The 16638-nt window shown below is 63.5% G+C and carries 14 protein-coding genes; 3 read left to right on the top strand and 11 right to left on the bottom strand.

The genetic code is table 11. The features are described from left to right. Positions 1 to 5 precede the first annotated feature (5 nt). The 9 genes from ACKZ62_RS10340 to pedF all read right to left on the bottom strand — a co-directional run bounded on the left by ACKZ62_RS10340 (position 6) and on the right by pedF (position 9533). Positions 6 to 1376 carry an ATP-binding response regulator gene (locus tag ACKZ62_RS10340; RefSeq protein ID WP_032889957.1) on the bottom strand — a complete coding sequence of 457 codons (1371 nt, stop codon included), beginning with the start codon at positions 1374 to 1376 and terminating at the stop codon, positions 6 to 8. After that, positions 1360 to 2523, bottom strand: coding sequence for an alcohol dehydrogenase-like regulatory protein ErcA (gene ercA, locus ACKZ62_RS10335; RefSeq protein WP_032889958.1), 1164 nt, complete (start codon positions 2521 to 2523; stop codon positions 1360 to 1362). The genes ACKZ62_RS10340 and ercA overlap by 17 nt, the downstream gene beginning before the upstream one ends. 127 nt (positions 2524 to 2650) lie before the next feature. Continuing rightward, positions 2651 to 2722: a pyrroloquinoline quinone precursor peptide PqqA gene (gene pqqA / locus ACKZ62_RS10330; RefSeq protein WP_010209364.1), complete on the bottom strand. Its 72-nt coding sequence runs from the start codon at positions 2720 to 2722 to the stop codon at positions 2651 to 2653. 240 nt (positions 2723 to 2962) lie between these two features. Continuing rightward, the gene (exaC, locus tag ACKZ62_RS10325) at positions 2963 to 4483 is read right to left on the bottom strand and encodes an acetaldehyde dehydrogenase ExaC (protein WP_032889961.1); all 1521 of its coding nucleotides are present in this window, start codon (positions 4481 to 4483) and stop codon (positions 2963 to 2965) included. A 121-nt stretch (positions 4484 to 4604) separates the two neighbouring features. After that, positions 4605 to 6380 (bottom strand): PQQ-dependent methanol/ethanol family dehydrogenase, encoded by a 1776-nt coding sequence (locus ACKZ62_RS10320; protein ID WP_032889964.1) that lies wholly within the window; start codon positions 6378 to 6380, stop codon positions 4605 to 4607. Between the two features lie 107 nt (positions 6381 to 6487). Next, positions 6488 to 7417, bottom strand: coding sequence for a quinoprotein relay system zinc metallohydrolase 1 (locus tag ACKZ62_RS10315; RefSeq protein WP_122765526.1), 930 nt, complete (start codon positions 7415 to 7417; stop codon positions 6488 to 6490). A gap of 16 nt (positions 7418 to 7433) precedes the next feature. Continuing rightward, on the bottom strand, positions 7434 to 8183 hold the full coding sequence (locus ACKZ62_RS10310; RefSeq protein WP_408014012.1) for a quinoprotein dehydrogenase-associated SoxYZ-like carrier: 750 nt from the start codon (positions 8181 to 8183) through the stop codon (positions 7434 to 7436). A 9-nt stretch (positions 8184 to 8192) separates the two neighbouring features. Further along, entirely contained in the window at positions 8193 to 9068 is an 876-nt protein-coding gene (locus ACKZ62_RS10305; RefSeq protein ID WP_447096627.1) for a substrate-binding periplasmic protein, read from the bottom strand. A 3-nt stretch (positions 9069 to 9071) separates the two neighbouring features. After that, complete coding sequence (pedF, locus tag ACKZ62_RS10300) at positions 9072 to 9533, bottom strand: cytochrome c-550 PedF (RefSeq protein WP_032889971.1); 462 nt, start codon at positions 9531 to 9533, stop codon at positions 9072 to 9074. Between the two features lie 255 nt (positions 9534 to 9788). Between pedF and exaA the strand changes: the two genes are divergently transcribed. Together exaA and ACKZ62_RS10290 are read left to right on the top strand one after the other, a co-directional pair. After that, entirely contained in the window at positions 9789 to 11681 is a 1893-nt protein-coding gene (exaA, locus tag ACKZ62_RS10295; protein WP_447096626.1) for a quinoprotein ethanol dehydrogenase, read from the top strand. A gap of 1034 nt (positions 11682 to 12715) precedes the next feature. Further along, positions 12716 to 13363, top strand: a complete 648-nt coding sequence (locus tag ACKZ62_RS10290; RefSeq protein ID WP_032889975.1) for a pentapeptide repeat-containing protein — start codon at positions 12716 to 12718, stop codon at positions 13361 to 13363. A gap of 38 nt (positions 13364 to 13401) precedes the next feature. On the opposite strand, the gene ACKZ62_RS10285 is transcribed toward ACKZ62_RS10290, so the two are convergent. Together ACKZ62_RS10285 and ACKZ62_RS10280 are read right to left on the bottom strand one after the other, a co-directional pair. Further along, on the bottom strand, positions 13402 to 14028 hold the full coding sequence (locus ACKZ62_RS10285) for a response regulator transcription factor (RefSeq protein WP_032889977.1): 627 nt from the start codon (positions 14026 to 14028) through the stop codon (positions 13402 to 13404). Next, positions 14025 to 15287, bottom strand: coding sequence for a sensor histidine kinase (locus ACKZ62_RS10280; protein WP_339483265.1), 1263 nt, complete (start codon positions 15285 to 15287; stop codon positions 14025 to 14027). The genes ACKZ62_RS10285 and ACKZ62_RS10280 overlap by 4 nt, the downstream gene beginning before the upstream one ends. A gap of 152 nt (positions 15288 to 15439) precedes the next feature. On the opposite strand from ACKZ62_RS10280, the gene ACKZ62_RS10275 reads away from it, so the two are divergent. Further along, a complete protein-coding gene (locus tag ACKZ62_RS10275; protein WP_447096625.1) occupies positions 15440 to 16621 on the top strand; it encodes a lanthanide ABC transporter ABC transporter substrate-binding protein PedA1 in 1182 nt (393 codons plus the stop codon). Positions 16622 to 16638 lie beyond the last annotated feature (17 nt).

The raw sequence follows: 16638 nt of genomic DNA, 5'->3' as shown, positions 1-16638 counted from the left end.
AGACCCTAGGTCAATAACTGGCTCAATACCGCCCGCAACTTGCCGGGCTTGAGCGGTTTGTTCAACAACGGCGCGTCCAGGCGGCGCAGCACGCGACGGCATTGGTCGGTGCGGTCGGCGGTGATGATCACGGCCGGGATCTTTTGCGCGAAATGCTCGCGCAGATGCTTGACCACCGCAGCGCCCACCACGCCGTGGTCGAGATGGTAATCGGCGAGGATCAACTCCGGCGCCCTGCCCTGCAACGCCAGTAACGCGCCGGCCTGGTCGGTGGCGGTGACCACCTCACAGCCCCACTGCACCAGCAGCGCGCGCATGCTTTCGAGGATGCTCACCTCGTTATCGATCACCAGCAAACGCCGCCCCGGCAGCGGGTTGCCCGTGGTCGGCAGCACCGGCAGTTGGCTGATCGCCAGGGGCATCTCTTCGCTGATGGGCACCTCGATGCTGAACATCGAGCCACGCCCCGGCCACGAACGGACCGCCACTGGGTAGCCGAGGATCTCGGCGATACGCTCGACAATCGCCAGGCCCAGCCCCACGCCTTTGCGGTCCGAGGCGCGGCCGACGTCGAGCTGGTTGAATTCGAGGAAGATCGCGTCGAGCCGGTCGGCCGCGATGCCGCGCCCGGTGTCCCACACCTCCAGGCGCAGGCGGTCGCCACGGCGGCGCGCGCCGAGCAGGATGCAGCCCTCGTCGGTGTAGCGGCAGGCGTTGCTGAGGAAGTTGCGCAGAATCCGCGTCACCAGGCGCAAGTCGGTGCGAATCGCATAATGACCGGTACGCGCACGCAGGTTCAGCCCGGCCGCCAGCGCCACCGACTGGAACTCCGAGACCAGCGGCGCAAACAGCTCATCCAGACGATACAGCGCCACGTCGGGTTTGACCGCCGCCTGGTCGAGCCGCGAAATATCCAGCAAATCGGTGAGTAAATCTTCCGCGCCTTCCAGCGCCTGGTGAGTACGTTCCACCAGCACCTGCTCGACGCTGGGCAAGTTGCGTTCACGCAGGGTGGAGATCAGCAGCCGCGCCGCGTTCAGCGGTTGCAGCAGGTCATGGCTCGCGGCGGCGAGGTATTTGTCCTTGCTGCGGTTGGCAGCCTCCGCGGCGTCGCGCGCATCGCGCAATTCCTGCTCGACCTGCTCACGCTGGGCGATCTGCTGTTGCAGGTTGCGGTTGGCTTCCAGCAGCTCATCGGTGCGCGCGGCCACGCGCTGTTCCAGCTCATCGTTGAGACGGATATAGCGGTTGCGCTCCGCCTCCAGCTCGTCGAGGCGCGCGGTGAGTTCCGGGTAGTGACTCTTGCGTGCCGAGTGATTGCCCAGGCCCAGCAGCCCTGCCAGTGCTTGTTGCTGGTCGTCAGAGCGCTTCGCCATAAACAACCTCGACGTCACGCTGGCTGGACTCACGAGGGTTGGTGAGGATGCAGGGGTCGTCCATCGCATGCTCGGACAGGAACGGAATATCCGCCACGCGCACCCCATGCAGACCCAGGGTTTCGTGGAAGCCAATGGCATGTTTGAGCGCGATCAGGTGGTCGACCAATCGTCCGCAGATCTGTCGATGGTTGAGGCCACGGCAGTCAATGCCAAAGGTCTCGGCAATCACCTTGAAGCGCTCCGGCGCCGAGTTGTAGTTGAACGCCACCACATGCTCCACCAGCACCGCGTTGCACAAACCGTGGGGCAAATCGAGAAAGCCGCCGAGGCTGTGGGACATGGCATGCACGGCGCCGAGGATCGCGTTGGAAAACGCCAGGCCCGCCTGCATGCTGCCGAGCATGATTTTCTCGCGCAGGGCAATGTCCGTGGGGTTGGCGATCATCTGCACCAGGTTGCCGTTGATCAGGCGCATGGCTTCCAGCGCATGGGGGTCGGTCAGTGGGCCGTGGCCGGTGGACACGAACGCCTCGATGGCATGCACCAGCGCGTCGATGCCGGTACAGGCGGACAGGAACGGGTCCATGCTCGCCGTGGTCTCCGGGTCGATCAGCGACACATCCGGCACCACCGCCTTGCTGACGATGGAGAACTTCATGCGCTCCTGCTGATTGGAAATGATCACGAACTGCGAGACATCCGCCGACGTACCGGCGGTGGTGGGGATCAGGATCAACGGCGGGCTGGGCACACGAATGGTGTCCACGCCCTCGAACTCAAGAATGCTACGCCCATGGGCGACCACAATGCCGATGGCCTTGCCGCAATCCATCGGACTGCCGCCGCCGATGGCCACGATCACGTCGCAATGGTTTTCCCGGTACACCTCGGCGCCGAGCATTACTTCTTCGACGCGCGGATTGGGCGACACAGCGCTGTACAGGCAGTAGTCGATACCGATGGCTTGCAGGCTAGCTTCCACATCCGCCACCCAACCGGCAGCGATCACACCGGGGTCGCTGACGACCAGCACCTTGCGCGCACCGAAGGTCTTGGCATAGTTACCGACGTTGTGCCGGCAGCCGGCACCGAAGATGATTTCAGGCGAGACGAATTTACGCAGGAGGCTCAGATTGGGGCTCATTGGAAAGCCTGTTCTTATTATTTTTGGGAGATGCGCTTCACACTAACCCATTCGCAGGCGAATGCAATCAGACCAAAGGGTCATTCCCAATACGGCACCGGCCAGCGCGAGGCTGGCCGGAGATGGATCAACGGCTGGCGAAGTACATGGTCACTTCGAAGCCGATACGCAGGTCGGTGAAGGCGGGTTTGGTCCACATGGGGAGAGTCCTCTTGTTGTGCCGGAAGATTCCGGTAGAGGCATTAATGCATGGGGGGATGGGGGTGCGAATGCTACTTTCGAAGGAGCTCGCACCCGCATTGGTAGCGGGTGTACGCCGATCAAAATGTGGGAGGGGGCTTGCTCCCGATAGCAATGTGTCAGCCACATCACTGTTGACTGACCCACCGCCATCGGGAGCAAGCCCCCTCCCACAGGGGACCGCGTTGCAATCCGAGGGTTAGAAGAAACCCAATGGATTGATGTCGTAGCTCACCAGCAAATTCTTGGTCTGCTGGTAGTGATCGAGCATCATCTTGTGGTTCTCACGCCCCACGCCCGACTTCTTGTAGCCGCCAAACGCCGCATGCGCCGGGTACAGGTGATAACAGTTGGTCCACACGCGGCCAGCCTTGATCGCCCGGCCCATGCGGTAGGCGCGGTTGATGTCGCGGGTCCACAGCCCGGCGCCGAGGCCGAATTCGCTGTCGTTGGCAATGGCCAGGGCTTCGGCTTCGTCCTTGAAGGTGGTGATACCCACCACCGGGCCGAAGATTTCTTCCTGGAACACGCGCATCTTGTTGTGGCCCTTGAGCAGGGTCGGCTGGATGTAATAACCGCTGGACAGGTCGCCTTCCAGGCGCTCGGCCGCGCCGCCGGTGAGCAGCTCGGCGCCCTCTTCCTGGGCGATCTTGAGGTAGGAGAGGATCTTGTCGTATTGCTGCTCGGACGCCTGGGCGCCGACCATGGTCTCGGTGTCCAACGGGTTGCCGCGCTTGATCTTGACGATCTTCTTCATCACCACTTTCATGAAGTCGTCGTAGATCGACTCCTGCACCAGCGCCCGCGACGGGCAGGTGCACACTTCGCCCTGGTTGAAGAACGCCAACACCAGGCCTTCGGCGGCTTTTTCGATGAATTGCGGCTCGGCCTGCATGATGTCTTCGAAGAAGATGTTCGGCGACTTGCCGCCCAGTTCCACGGTGGACGGAATGAGGTTCTCGGCGGCCGCATGCATGATGTGCGCACCGATTGGGGTCGAGCCGGTAAAGGCAATCTTGGCGATGCGCTTGCTGGTGGCCAGTGCCTCCCCGGCTTCGCGGCCAAAGCCCTGCACGATATTCAGCACGCCCGGTGGCAGCAGGTCATTGATCAACTCGGCAAACACCATGATCGACAGCGGTGTCTGCTCGGCCGGCTTGAGCACGATGCAGTTACCGGCAGCGAGGGCCGGGGCGAGTTTCCAGGCGGCCATCAGCAGCGGGAAGTTCCACGGAATGATCTGCCCGACCACGCCCAATGGCTCATGGAAGTGATAGGCCGCGGTGTGTTCGTTGATCTCGGCGGCGCCGCCTTCCTGGGCGCGGATGCAGCCGGCGAAGTAGCGGAAGTGGTCGGCGGCCAGGGGCACGTCAGCGTTGAGGGTTTCGCGCACGGCCTTGCCGTTGTCCCAGCTTTCGGTCACGGCCAGTACTTCGAGATTCTGCTCGATACGGTCGGCGATTTTCAGCAGCACCAGGGAGCGATCCTGGGGCGACGTCTTGCCCCAGGCGTCAGCGGCGGCATGGGCGGCGTCGAGGGCTTTGTCGATATCGGCAGCGTTGGAGCGCGGGAATTCGGCGATCGCTTCACCGGTCACTGGCGAGGTGTTGGTGAAATACTCACCGCTCAGCGGGGCGACGAACTCTCCGCCGATGTAATTTCCGTAGCGCTGCTTGAAGCTGACGATAGCGCCAGGGGTGCCAGGTTGTGCGTAGATCATGTTAAAGCCTCTGTCTGGGTCCGGGCCTGTCGGTCAACAGGCGATGACCCGATAGTAAAGAGCCCCCGTTGCCGGGCGAATGCGCCGTTGGCAGGGGGGCACTTGTCATTTGGTCGTAGATTCAGTGTTTGGCGACCAGCTCTTTGGGCAGCTTGAAGGTCCAGAGCATGCCGCCCTGGTTGAAGTCCTTGATGCGCTTGGCCACCTCACCGCCCCACAACGGCACCGCGCCGCCCCAGCCGGAGAGCACCGAGACGTACTGTTCGCCGTCCATTTCCCAGGTCACAGGCGAACCGAGCACGCCGGAGCCGGTCTGGAATTCCCAGACCTTCTCGCCAGTCTTGGCGTTGAATGCTTGCAGGAAACCTTCCGGCGTACCGGTGAACACCAGGTTGCCCTTGGTGGTCAGCACCCCGCCCCACAGCGGCGCGAAGTTCTTGTGGCGCCAGACTTCCTTACCCGTCTTAGGATCGATGGCGCGCAGTACGCCGATATAGTCTTCGTTCAACGGCTTGATAGTGAAGCCCGCGCCGAGGAACGCCGCGCCTTTCTTGTAGGCGATACCTTCGTTCCAGATGTCCATGCCCCACTCGTTGGACGGCACGTAGAACAGCCCGGTGTCACGGTTGTAGGCCATCGGCATCCAGTTCTTCGCACCGAGGAACGCCGGTGCGACAAACACCGAAGTGCCCTTGGTTTCGCTGCCCGGCGCACCTGGGCGGCTGGCTTCGTTGTAGATCGGACGACCGTCCTTATCCAGGCCCGTGGCCCAGGTGATCTTGTCGACAAACGGGAAGCCTCGGATGAACTTGCCGTTGGTGCGATCGAGCACGTAGAAGAAGCCGTTGCGGTCGGCGGTGGCCGCAGCTTTGATTTCCTTGCCACCTTCGGTGTAGTTGAAGGAGACCAGCTCGTTGACGCCGTCATAGTCCCAACCGTCGTGGGGCGTGCTCTGGAAGTGCCACTTGATGGTGCCGTCGTCCGGGTTCAGCGCCAGGCGCGAGGACGAGTAAAGGTTGTCGCCAGGGCGCAGGTGCGAGTTCCACGGCGCCGGGTTGCCGGTGCCGAACAGCAGCAGGTTGGTTTCAGGGTCGTAGTAGCCGCCCAGCCACGGTGCCGCGCCGCCGGTTTTCCACAAATCCCCCGGCCAGGTCTTGCCCGCCTCGCCGCCGGAGATGCCGTTTTCCACAGCCTTGCCGTCTTTGTAGACATAACCCATATGGCCTTCGACGGTCGGGCGGCTCCACAGCAGCTCGCCGTTTTTCGGGTCATAGGCCTGGATCTTGCCCACCACGCCGAATTCGCCACCGGCCACGCCGGTGATCAGCTTGCCGTTGACCACCAGGGGCGCGGCGCTGATCGAGTAGCCTTCCTTGTGATCGGCGACCTGCTTGCTCCACACCACTTTGCCGGTGTCTTTGTTCAGCGCCACCAGCTTGGCGTCGAGGGTGCCGAAGAACACCAGGTCGCCGTACAGCGCCACGCCACGGTTGATCACGTCACAGCACGGGCGGATGTCATCGGGCAGACGCGCATCGTACTGCCAGAGTTTCTTGCCGGTGCGCGCATCCACCGCGAACACCCGCGAGTAGGAACCGGTGAGGTACATCACCCCGTCCTTGATCATCGGCTGCGCCTGTTGCCCACGCTGCTTTTCGCCGCCAAAGGAAAACGCCCAGACCGGGCGCAGTTCCTTGACGTTATCGACGTTCAGGGTGTCGAGGGGGCTGTAGCGCTGGCCCTGCACGCCCAGGCCGTTGGTGACGATCTGCCCGGGGTTTTTCGGGTCCTGGAGGATGTCCTCATCGGTGACCGAGGCCATGGCCTGGCCGGATAACAGGATGGCACCGAGCAACACACTCAAGGCGAAGGGTTGGCGACGTGCGGGTTGGGTCATGACGGCTACCTCTGCGGTTTTTTGTTATACCCGGGAAATTTTCCCGGTCTGGTGCAGATTCTTGGGCGCAGGGGCCATTGTCACAATTGACCGCAGTATCGAGTTTGCTAGTTCCTTAGTAGCGGTTGCATCTGCTCGCGCTCGTAACGCGGGTACAGGTGGCTGACGCTGCGGATCAGTTCATAGCGGCTCAGGCTGATCGCGGCGAAACGTTCGGGGATGGGGCTGCGGATCATCTCGGCCATGTCGTTGCCCTTGGCAGCGCCGTCACGCAGCAGCTGATCGAGCCAGGTCAGGTAGTCACGCATTTGCGTGAAGGGTTGCGCGTCGCTGGCCACCGGGCCATGGCCGGGCACGATCAGGGTCCAGGGCAAGGCTTGCAGGGTGCCGAGGTCGGCCAGCCACACCGCCAGGCCCGGGCTGTTGGGGGTGGTGAGCGCACGCTGGTAAAACACCAGGTCGCCGGCAAACAGCACGCCGGTGCTCTGGTCGAAGATCGCCAGGTCGGCGCCGGTGTGGCCGGTGAGCGCGAGCAGGCGCAAGTCGTGGCCGCCGACGCTCAGCACACCGGGTTCCAGCACCTGAGTGGGCAACACCACTTCAGTGCCGCGCATCCAGTCGCCGACCATGCGGTAGAGGTTTTCCGCCATGCCGTCGCCCTGCTCATGCAGCAGCCGCGTGGTCTCGGCCAGGGCGCCGATGGGCACGTCCTTGAAGGCCTGGTTGCCCAGCGCATGGTCGGGGTGATGATGGGTAATCAGCACCTGGATCACCGGCTTGGGGGTGACGCGGGCGATGGCCTCGCGCATCGCTTCGCCGTAGCGCCGCGACGGCCCGGTGTCGATCACCACCACGCCGGCCTCGGTGACGATGAAGGCGGTGTTGACGATATTGCCGCCATTGGCCTTGGCAAAATTGTCAGTGCTGCCTTCGAGTAGCCAGGTGTCGTCGGCGATCAGCCGGGGCTTGAGGGCGTAGTCGAGATCTGCCAGGGCGGGCAAGCTCAGGCCCAGGCACAACAATAGAATCCAGCGCATGCCGCGCTCCTTCTGGTCAGGGGATGGCCGCGTCGAACTCGTTGCCGCTGTTGTCACGCAGCACCAGTCGGGTGGGCCCCGGCGCGTCGATGTCGAAGGCCAGGTTGGGGTTCTCGCTGACCGCCGGGAACAGCTCAAGATCAGCCAGCACCTGGCCGTCCTGGCCGCGCAGTTGCGCATGGTTGATAAAAAACTCGGGGATGCCGCTGACCATGCCGTTGTCCATCGGGTGCGCCACCTGCACACGCACGCGGCTGAACTCGCCGCGCGGGTAACGGCCGCCGAGCACTTCGCCGATGTGCTCTTCCCAACCCGGCTGGGTGCGTACCACGCTGGGCGCGGTGCAGCCGCCGCCGGCCGCGTCGATCAGGGTCGAGCCCACATGCCACAGCCCGTCATCGGTGAGCACCGCCGCCCGCAACGGCGTGGCCTGTTCGATACGAATCCGCAGCGACAGCCACGGCAGCACGCCGGCCTTGGGCTGGAAGTCGACGATTTTCGGCAATGGGTTGAGCTCGGCCCAGGCGAGGATTTTCACCACATGGCCGTTGAAGGCGCGGGCGTCGATTTCCAGCGGCACCTGGCGCGCATCTTCGGCGAACGGCGGCGCCAGCAGCTTGACTCGGTCGTCGAACACGAACGGCGCCTGCGCCAGGAACTGCTTGTGATAGAAGTCCCACATCACCGACGGCACCGGGTCGACCTCCACGGCGTGAGCCGCCAGCGGCAGCCAACACGCCAAGATGCAGCTCAGTCGCCAGTTCATCGCCTGCTCCTATTGATACATCTCGGGGACTTCGTACTGCAGGCCGTAACGGGCATAGATGGCTTGCACCGCGCCGTCGCGGATCAGGCCTTCCAGCGCCTCTTCCACCGCGTAGGCCAACTGGCGATTGCTCTCGTGCACCGCCATGCCGATCTCCCAGCGTTGCTTGCCCATGTTCGGGTAGGCGTTTTCGGCGAGGGCCAGTCGCGGGTCGTGGGCTTCATGCACCTGCCAGTCGACTTCGCCGCGCATCGCCATCACCGCGTCGACCTCACCGGCTTTCATCGCCGCAAAGGCCTGGGGGACGTCGGGGTAGTGATGGGTCTTGGCGGCGAGCATGCCGTTGAACACCGAGGTGAGGTAGAACGACGGCACGCTGTCGACTTCGACGCCAATCGGGTGCTGCTCGAACACCGCCACGCTGGCGACCGTGTCTAGACGCCGACGGTCATAGGCCACCTGCCATTGTTCGTTCTGGTACGGCCCGAACATCACCACATGGCCGTTTTCCAGTTCGCCCTGGTCGTTGCGCTTTTGTGCGTAATCGCGATCGTAGGGCGCGCGCATCATCAGGTCGGCCAGTTGCTGGTTATGCAACTGGCTGCCGCGCCAGATGTAGTCGCGCAGGTCGTCATCGAGCTTCTCGCCGGCCGGCGCCCAGATCAACTTGAGCTTTACCCCCAGCGCCGTGGCCAGGGCCTGGGCCAGTTCCACGTCGACCCCCCGCGCGTTGGCGCCGTCTTCGAAACTGTAGGGGGCGAAGTCCTTGTAGACCGCCACCTTGATTTCGCCGTCAGCGATCATCTGGTCATAGCTGCGCACCTGCGCCTGTGCCGGCTGGCAACACAGCAGGGCCAGGCCAAGCACATAAGCGAACAGGCGCATGACTTACTCCTCGACGTGCACGCTGTCCAGGTAGGTGCGCACCGCCCACAAGGCTTCCTGGCTCAGGTAGTCGGCCATTTTGGGCATGTACACGCGGCCGTCACGCACCGCGCCATGGCGCACACGCTCGACGAACCACTCATCACCGGCTTCGCCCACATCGAGCATGCGCAGGTCGGGGGCGATACCACCGGACTTGGCTTCCAGGCCGTGGCAGGCGGCGCAGTTCTGGTTGTAGGCGGACGAGCCGATTTCCACGGCCCGATCGTGTTCCGGTGAGGTGCGGTACGGATTGACCGCCGCCCAGCCGTCTTCGTTGACCGGCACGCCGGCGTCCTTGATCGAAGTTAGGCCCTTGGTTTCCACCGCTTGTGGGACCACGTTGCCATGGGCCCAAACAGAGCCGGCGCCGAATACACCCACCAACAGGCCAGCCACGAGCCAGGCATTGTGTTTTGTTGTCATTATTTTTGCCCTCAGGATTGCACGCAAAACCTCATTGCAGAGGCTATGGCAACCATCTTAGAAACCCCGGGGCATGGGCCGTATGCTGCTTTGGTGGCCGCCCTCTCCTCCCTTGGTAGTAGGGCTTGTGGGGCACACCTAAAACAGCGGCGGTCCGGGAAGTCTTCCCGGCCACAGCGGGACTTTTTCCGTATCCGCCCGGCGCCCCGGCGTTCCACCCTGTGCAGGCCAAAACCTCCACTGGGAACTGCAACCATGACAATAAGATCGCTACCCGCCCGCTCACCTTTAAGCCTTGCCGTGCAAGCCTTTATGCTGGTGGGCAGCCTGTCCCTCAGTGCTGCAACCTTCGCAGCCGCCGAGCCTGCCAAATCGACACGCAACGTCACCTGGGAAGACATTGCCAACGACCACCTGACCACCAAGGACGTGCTGCAATACGGCATGGGCACCAACGCCCAGCGCTGGAGCCCGCTGGCCCAGGTCAACGACAAGAACGTGTTCAAACTCACCCCGGCCTGGTCCTATTCCTTTGGCGACGAGAAACAGCGCGGCCAGGAGTCACAGGCCATCGTCAGCGACGGCGTGGTGTACGTCACCGGTTCCTACTCCCGCGTGTTCGCCCTGGATGCAAAGACCGGCAAGCGCCTGTGGACCTACAACCACCGCCTGCCCGACAACATTCGCCCGTGCTGTGACGTGGTCAACCGCGGCGCGGCGATCTTCGGCGACAAGATCTACTTCGGCACCCTCGACGCGCGCCTGATCGCCCTCGACAAAAACACCGGCAAAGTGGTGTGGAACAAGAAATTCGGCGACCACGCCGCCGGCTACACCATGACCGGCGCCCCGGTGCTGATCAAAGACAAGGTCAGCGGCAAGGTGCTGCTGATCCACGGCAGCTCCGGCGATGAATTCGGCGTGGTCGGCCAGCTGTTTGCCCGCGACCCCGACACCGGTGAAGAAGTGTGGATGCGCCCGTTCGTGGAAGGCCATATGGGCCGCCTCAACGGCAAGGACAGCACCACCACTGGCGACGTCAAGGCCCCTTCGTGGCCGGATGACCCGACCACCGAAACCGGCAAGGTCGAGGCCTGGAGCCACGGTGGCGGCGCGCCTTGGCAGAGCGCAAGCTTCGATGCCGAGACCAACACCATCATCGTCGGCGCCGGCAATCCTGGCCCGTGGAACACCTGGGCACGCACCGCCAAGGACAGCAACCCCCACGACTTCGACAGCCTCTACACCTCGGGCCAGGTTGGCGTCGACCCGAGCACCGGCGAAGTGAAATGGTTCTACCAGCACACCCCGAACGATGCCTGGGACTTCTCCGGCAACAACGAACTGGTGCTGTTCGACTACAAGGACAAGGACGGCAAAGTGGTCAAGGCCACCGGCCACGCCGACCGCAACGGCTTCTTCTACGTGGTGGACCGCAACAACGGCAAGCTGCAGAACGCCTTCCCGTTTGTCGACAACATCACTTGGGCCAGTCATATCGACCTGAAGACCGGGCGTCCGGTGGAAAACGAAGGCCAGCGTCCGGCCAAGCCATTGCCGGGTGAAACCAAAGGCAAGCCGGTGGAAGTCTCGCCGCCGTTCCTGGGTGGCAAGAACTGGAACCCCATGGCCTACAGCCAGGACACCGGCCTGTTCTACATTCCGGGCAACCAGTGGAAAGAGGAATACTGGACCGAAGAGGTCAACTACAAGAAGGGCTCGGCCTACCTGGGCATGGGTTTCCGCATCAAGCGCATGTATGACGACCACGTCGGCACCCTGCGCGCGATGAACCCGACTACCGGCAAGGTGGTGTGGGAGCACAAGGAAGCCTTGCCACTGTGGGCCGGCGTGTTGGCCACCAAGGGCAACCTGGTGTTTACCGGCACCGGCGACGGTTTCTTCAAGGCCTTCGACGCCAAAACCGGCAAGGAGCTGTGGAAGTTCCAGACCGGCAGCGGCATCGTCTCGCCGCCGATCACCTGGGAACAGGATGGCGAACAGTACATCGGCGTGACCGTCGGCTACGGCGGCGCGGTGCCGTTGTGGGGCGGCGACATGGCCGAACTGACCAAACCGGTGGCGCAAGGCGGGTCTTTCTGGGTGTTCAAGATTCCGAGCTGGGATAACAAGACCGCGCAAAAATAGCCCCCGCGAGAATGCCGCGCCGCCTTTTGTAGCAAGCGGGTTCCCCTGTGGTGAGCGGGCTTGCCCCGCGCTCGGCTGCGCAGCAGTCGTAGAACCTGAGCGCACGCAGGTGCTGGAGGAATGCCAGGGCCGCTTCGCAGCCCAGCGCGGGACAAGCCCGCTCACCACAACAAGCCCGCTCACCACAGGATTTCCAGAGGTCTCGCAATGAACTACCTGCCCTTGTTACTGCTGTTATCCCTTACCCCTGGCCCACGCCGACGATGGCGACGATGGCGACGACGCCCAGAAGTAACCCGTCAGAAAATGCCGGGCCGCGTTTTTTTGTGGTGAGCGGGCTTGCCCCGCGCTCGGCTGCGAAGCAGTCGTAGAACCTGAGCGCACGCAGGTGCTGGAGGAATGCCAGGGCCGCTTCGCAGCCCAGCGCGGGACAAGCCCGCTCACCACAACAAGCCCGCTCACCACAGGATCTCCAGAGGTCTCGCAATGAACTACCTGCCCTTGCTACTCCTGTTATCCCTACCCCTGGCCCACGCCGACGATGGCGACGACGCCCAGAAGTAACCCGTCAGAAAATGCCGGGCCGCGTTTTTTTGTGGTGAGCGGGCTTGCCCCGCGCTCGGCTGCGAAGCAGTCGTAGAACCTGAGCGCACGCAGGTGCTGGAGGAATGCCAGGGCCGCTTCGCAGCCCAGCGCGGGGCAAGCCGCTCACCACAACAAGCCCACTCACCACAGGATCTCCAGAGGTCTCGCAATGAACTACCTGCCCTTGTTACTCCTGTTGTCCCTTACCCCTGGCCCACGCCGACGATGGCGACGATGGCGACGACGCCCAGAAGTAACCCATCAGAAAATGCCGGGGCCGCGTTTTTCTGTGGTGAGCGGGCTTGCCCCGCGCTCGGCTGCGAAGCAGTCGTAGAACCTGAGCGCACGCAGGTGCTGGAGGAATGCCAGGGCCGCTTCGCAGCCCAGCGCGGGGCAAGCCCGCTCACCACAACAAGCCCGCTCACCACAGGATCTCCAGAGGTCTCGCAATGAACTACCTGCCCTTGCTACTCCTGTTATCCCTACCCCTGGCCCACGCCGACGATGGCGACGACGCCCCGTTGATCATCAACGGCTGCACCATCGCCGAACACAGCCAATGCCCCGGCGCCAACCTCAAGGGCGCCAACCTTCGAAATCAGAACCTGAGCAAAATGAACCTGGCAGGCGCTGACCTGCGCGATGCAGATCTGCGCCATGCCAACCTCGACCTGGCCAACCTGGAAAAGGCCCAGCTGCAAGGCGCCAACCTGACCCGCGCCAGCCTGCAACAAAGCAACCTGCGCTTGGCGGACTTTAGCGGTGCCACGCTGATGGCGATCCAGGGTTGGGGCCTGTTCGCCCAAGGCGCGCAGTTCGAAAACGCCAACCTCAGTGCGGCCTACCTGCAATTTGCACGGCTGTCAGGGGCCAAAATGCACAAGGCCAACCTGCGTGCGGCCGACCTGGAGATGACCTGGCTGAGCAAGGCCGACTTGCAAGGTGCTGACCTCAGCGACGCCAATCTGCAGGAAGCGAAGTTCGGCGAGAGCAACCTTGAAAACGCCACGCTAACCGGTGCGCGGCAACATTATGGGAATTTTCAGGATGCCAATATGGAGGGCTGCCAGGATTGCCCAACGACCTGGGATCGCTGAAACGACGCCCCTCCCACAGTGGGTTTGTGCACACCCAATTATCCAACCACCCGCACCACCCCCATGTCGATTCCCAGATGCACCAGCTCGGCATGGGAGCTCACCTGCAGTTTGCTCTTGAGCAAGGTCAGGTGATTGGACACGGTCTTGCTGCTGATATTCAGCTGGTCGGCAATCGCTCGGGTGGGCGTGCCCTTGGCCAGCATCAGGAAGATTTCCAGTTCGCGCGGGGTCATGCCCTGCAAGCGTTGATCACTGGGGGTGTAGGCCAGCTCGGTGGCCAGGGCCTGTTCGATATAGGCGTGGCCGTCGAGGATGCGCCGCACGGCTTCAATCAACACCTCGGGCGCCGAGCTTTTGGTCAGGTAACCGGAGGCTCCGGCGTCCAACGCCTGGCGCACCAGCGGCAGCTCGTCGTGCATGCTGAAAAACAGCACGCGCAATTGTGGCAAGCGCTGGCGCAGGCGGCGCGTGGTTTCCAGGCCGCTGATGCCTGGCAGGCCGAAGTCCATGATCACCAGATGCGGCACCGCCTCCTGCACCCGGCTCAGGGCCTCTTCACCACTGGCCGCTTCGCGTACTTCGACCGCTGGCAGCAGCGCGCGCAGCAGGCTGGCATAGCCTTGGCGCACCACGGCGTGGTCATCCACCAACAGAATATTCATGAGGCCTCCAACGGCATGTTCAACGCCAGCGCCCAACCGCCGCCGGGGTGGCTGATGATCTTTAATTCGCCGCCCAGGCAGCGGGCGCGTTCGGCCATCGAATACAGGCCCACGCCGGGCCGCTGGGGCGTGACTGCACCGCGACCGTTATCACGCACCCACAGGCGCAGACGTGAACCGCGGTGTTGCAGGCGCACGCGCACCTGGCTGGCATCGGCATGCCGCAGGATGTTGGTCAGCGCTTCCTGGAGCAGGCGGTACAGGTGAGTTTTGTTGGCGCCGGACAACGCCGGCAGGTCGGCACTGACCTGCAATTGGCAGGGAATCCCATGGCTGGCCTGCCACTGCGTTACCAGCATCGAGAACGCCTCGCCCATCGGCAAGTGTTGCAACGCCACCGGGTAGAGGTCGTGGACCAGGGCGCGGAAACCTTGCTGCAAGTGCTCGCAATGATCTTCCAGCAGCCCCACCGTACGGGTCAGCACGTGCGGCTGATCGGCGACCAGCCGCAACAGGCAGGCCTGGGCGCGAATGCCGGCCAAGTATTGGCCGAGGTCATCGTGCAGGGTCTGGGCCAGGTGGGTGCGTTCCTGCTCCTGCACCGCCAGCAGGGTCTGGGTGAGCCGGGTGTTATCGGTGCGCGCCTGCTCCAGGGCGTCGGTCATGCGGTTGAAGTGCAGCGCCAGTTGCCGTGCTTCCGGCGCGCCTTCACCGCGCAGACGCACATTGAGCTGGCCGGCGCACACCTGTTGCAGGGCGCGCAGCAATTCATCGAGCACGCCCATGCCCCGCCGCACGGCCCAGCGGATAGTCAACAGACTCAGGGCCAACGCCAGGGCGCACAGGCCCAACAGTTGTTGCAAGGAATCCCAGACTTCGTCGATTTCATCCCGTGGGTCGACGGCGATGGACACGCGCCGACCGTCCGGCAAGTCCAGCACCTGGGCACTGCGTCGCGCCTCGACGAACAGCAGGCGCCCAAGCCAGGCGTCCAGTCCGTCCGAGGCCTGCGCTTGCGCGGTGTCGCCGCTCGCCAGCCAGTGCACGCGTACATGACGCAAACTCGCGGTGAGGTGGGGTTGCAGGCTGGCCGGGTCGCGCTCGGCGGTTTCGCTCAGGTAGTGCACCACCGCTTCGGCCGATTGCAACTCGCGCTCCACATCGGCCAGGGCCTGGTGCAGCAACAGCGCGGTGCAGGCGCAGGTCACCAGGGCGAAGAAGCCGCAGACCCATAGATTGATGCGCCACAACGCCGACATAGCCAACTCCCGAACAACACACTGAAGCGTCATGCTAAGACCGCTTCACGCGCTGCGAGCTACTACCTTGGTACTGCCCCAGCGCTACTTTCTGCATATTTGCAGCGACCTTAAGGCTTTCTATGCTGGCGCTTCCTGTCATGGAGTGCCTTATGCGCCAGCTCGCCCCTTACGCCGTGATCTATCTGCTGGCGATTGCTTGCGCAGCCGGGGTGGCCACCGCCAGCCAGGCCGCCGAGCCCTTGCAGGTGCAGATCGGCTACTTGGGTTATCGGCCCGATCCAGGCCCGCTGCTGTCGAATGTAATTCCCGAGCCCATCGATGCCGGGCAGCGCGGCGCCGAATTGGCGATCATCGACAGCAACAGCACCGGCGCCTTTCTCAACCAGCGCTACAGCCTGACGACCGCCACGGTTGATACGCCGGACGCCCTGCTCACCGCCGCCCAAGCCCAGCATGCCCAGGGCCTGCGTTTGTTCGTGGTCAACGCCCCCGCCGCAAGCCTTCGCCAACTCAGCGCCGCGTTGCCTGACAGCCTGCTGTTCAATGCCGGCAGCCCGGATGACAGCCTGCGCAGCACCGACTGCCTGGGCAACGTGCTGCATACGCTGCCCAGCCGGGCGATGCTCGCCGATGCGCTGGCGCAGTTCCTGGTCGTCCGTAAATGGCAGAAAGCGTTGTTGATCGTCGGCCCCACCGAGGATGACCAAGCCTACGCCGCCGCTCTGCGCCGCGCCGCCAAACGCTTCGGCGTGCGTCTGGTGGCGGAGAAAGCCTGGCGCTTCGATAACGACCAACGCCGCAGCGCCCAGGCGGATATGCCGCTGTTCACCCAGACCGCCGAATACGACGTGGTGCTGGTGGCCGACGAGCGCGGCGACTTCGGCGAGTACGTGCCCTACCAGACCTGGTACCCGCGCCCCGTCGCCGGCACCCAGGGCCTGACGCCCACCGGTTGGCACAAGACCGTCGAGACCTACGGCGCCGCTCAACTGCAGAAACGCTTCGAGGCCCTGGCCGGACGTTGGATGAACGATCGCGACTTCGCCGCCTGGATGGCCGTGCGCAGCGTCGCCAGTGCCGTGAGCAAGTTGCGCCAGGTCGAGCCCATGGCGATCCGCGATCTGGAAATCAGCGAGCAACTGCCCCTGGATGGCTTCAAGGGCCGCAAGCTCAGTTACCGCGCCTGGAACGGCCAATTGCGCCAACCGATTCCCATCGTGCAACCCCGCGCGTTGGTCAGCACATCGCCCCAGGAAGGCTTCCTGCACCCCACTAACGAAATGGACAGCCTGGGCTATGACAAACCCGAGGTGACCTGCCGCTTCCCTTGATCACCTACCCACAATAA

Source organism: Pseudomonas sivasensis (assembly GCF_052938085.1).
The sequence above is the reverse complement of the archived record's forward strand: the minus strand, read 5'-3'. Positions and strand labels throughout refer to the sequence as shown.

Bases quoted from the DNA above. Each gene is read 5' to 3' on its own strand.
- ACKZ62_RS10275 (WP_447096625.1), top strand. From the start codon at position 15,440: ATGCGCCAGCTCGCCCCTTACGCCGTGATCTATCTGCTGGCGATTGCT.
- ACKZ62_RS10305 (WP_447096627.1), bottom strand. From the start codon at position 9,068: ATGCGCCTGTTCGCTTATGTGCTTGGCCTGGCCCTGCTGTGTTGCCAG.
- ACKZ62_RS10285 (WP_032889977.1), bottom strand. From the start codon at position 14,028: ATGAATATTCTGTTGGTGGATGACCACGCCGTGGTGCGCCAAGGCTAT.
- ACKZ62_RS10310 (WP_408014012.1), bottom strand. From the start codon at position 8,183: ATGAACTGGCGACTGAGCTGCATCTTGGCGTGTTGGCTGCCGCTGGCG.
- ACKZ62_RS10320 (WP_032889964.1), bottom strand. From the start codon at position 6,380: ATGACCCAACCCGCACGTCGCCAACCCTTCGCCTTGAGTGTGTTGCTC.
- ACKZ62_RS10340 (WP_032889957.1), bottom strand. From the start codon at position 1,376: ATGGCGAAGCGCTCTGACGACCAGCAACAAGCACTGGCAGGGCTGCTG.
- pedF (WP_032889971.1), bottom strand. From the start codon at position 9,533: ATGACAACAAAACACAATGCCTGGCTCGTGGCTGGCCTGTTGGTGGGT.
- ACKZ62_RS10290 (WP_032889975.1), top strand. From the start codon at position 12,716: ATGAACTACCTGCCCTTGCTACTCCTGTTATCCCTACCCCTGGCCCAC.
- ACKZ62_RS10315 (WP_122765526.1), bottom strand. From the start codon at position 7,417: ATGCGCTGGATTCTATTGTTGTGCCTGGGCCTGAGCTTGCCCGCCCTG.
- ACKZ62_RS10280 (WP_339483265.1), bottom strand. From the start codon at position 15,287: ATGTCGGCGTTGTGGCGCATCAATCTATGGGTCTGCGGCTTCTTCGCC.
- exaC (WP_032889961.1), bottom strand. From the start codon at position 4,483: ATGATCTACGCACAACCTGGCACCCCTGGCGCTATCGTCAGCTTCAAG.
- ercA (WP_032889958.1), bottom strand. From the start codon at position 2,523: ATGAGCCCCAATCTGAGCCTCCTGCGTAAATTCGTCTCGCCTGAAATC.
- exaA (WP_447096626.1), top strand. From the start codon at position 9,789: ATGACAATAAGATCGCTACCCGCCCGCTCACCTTTAAGCCTTGCCGTG.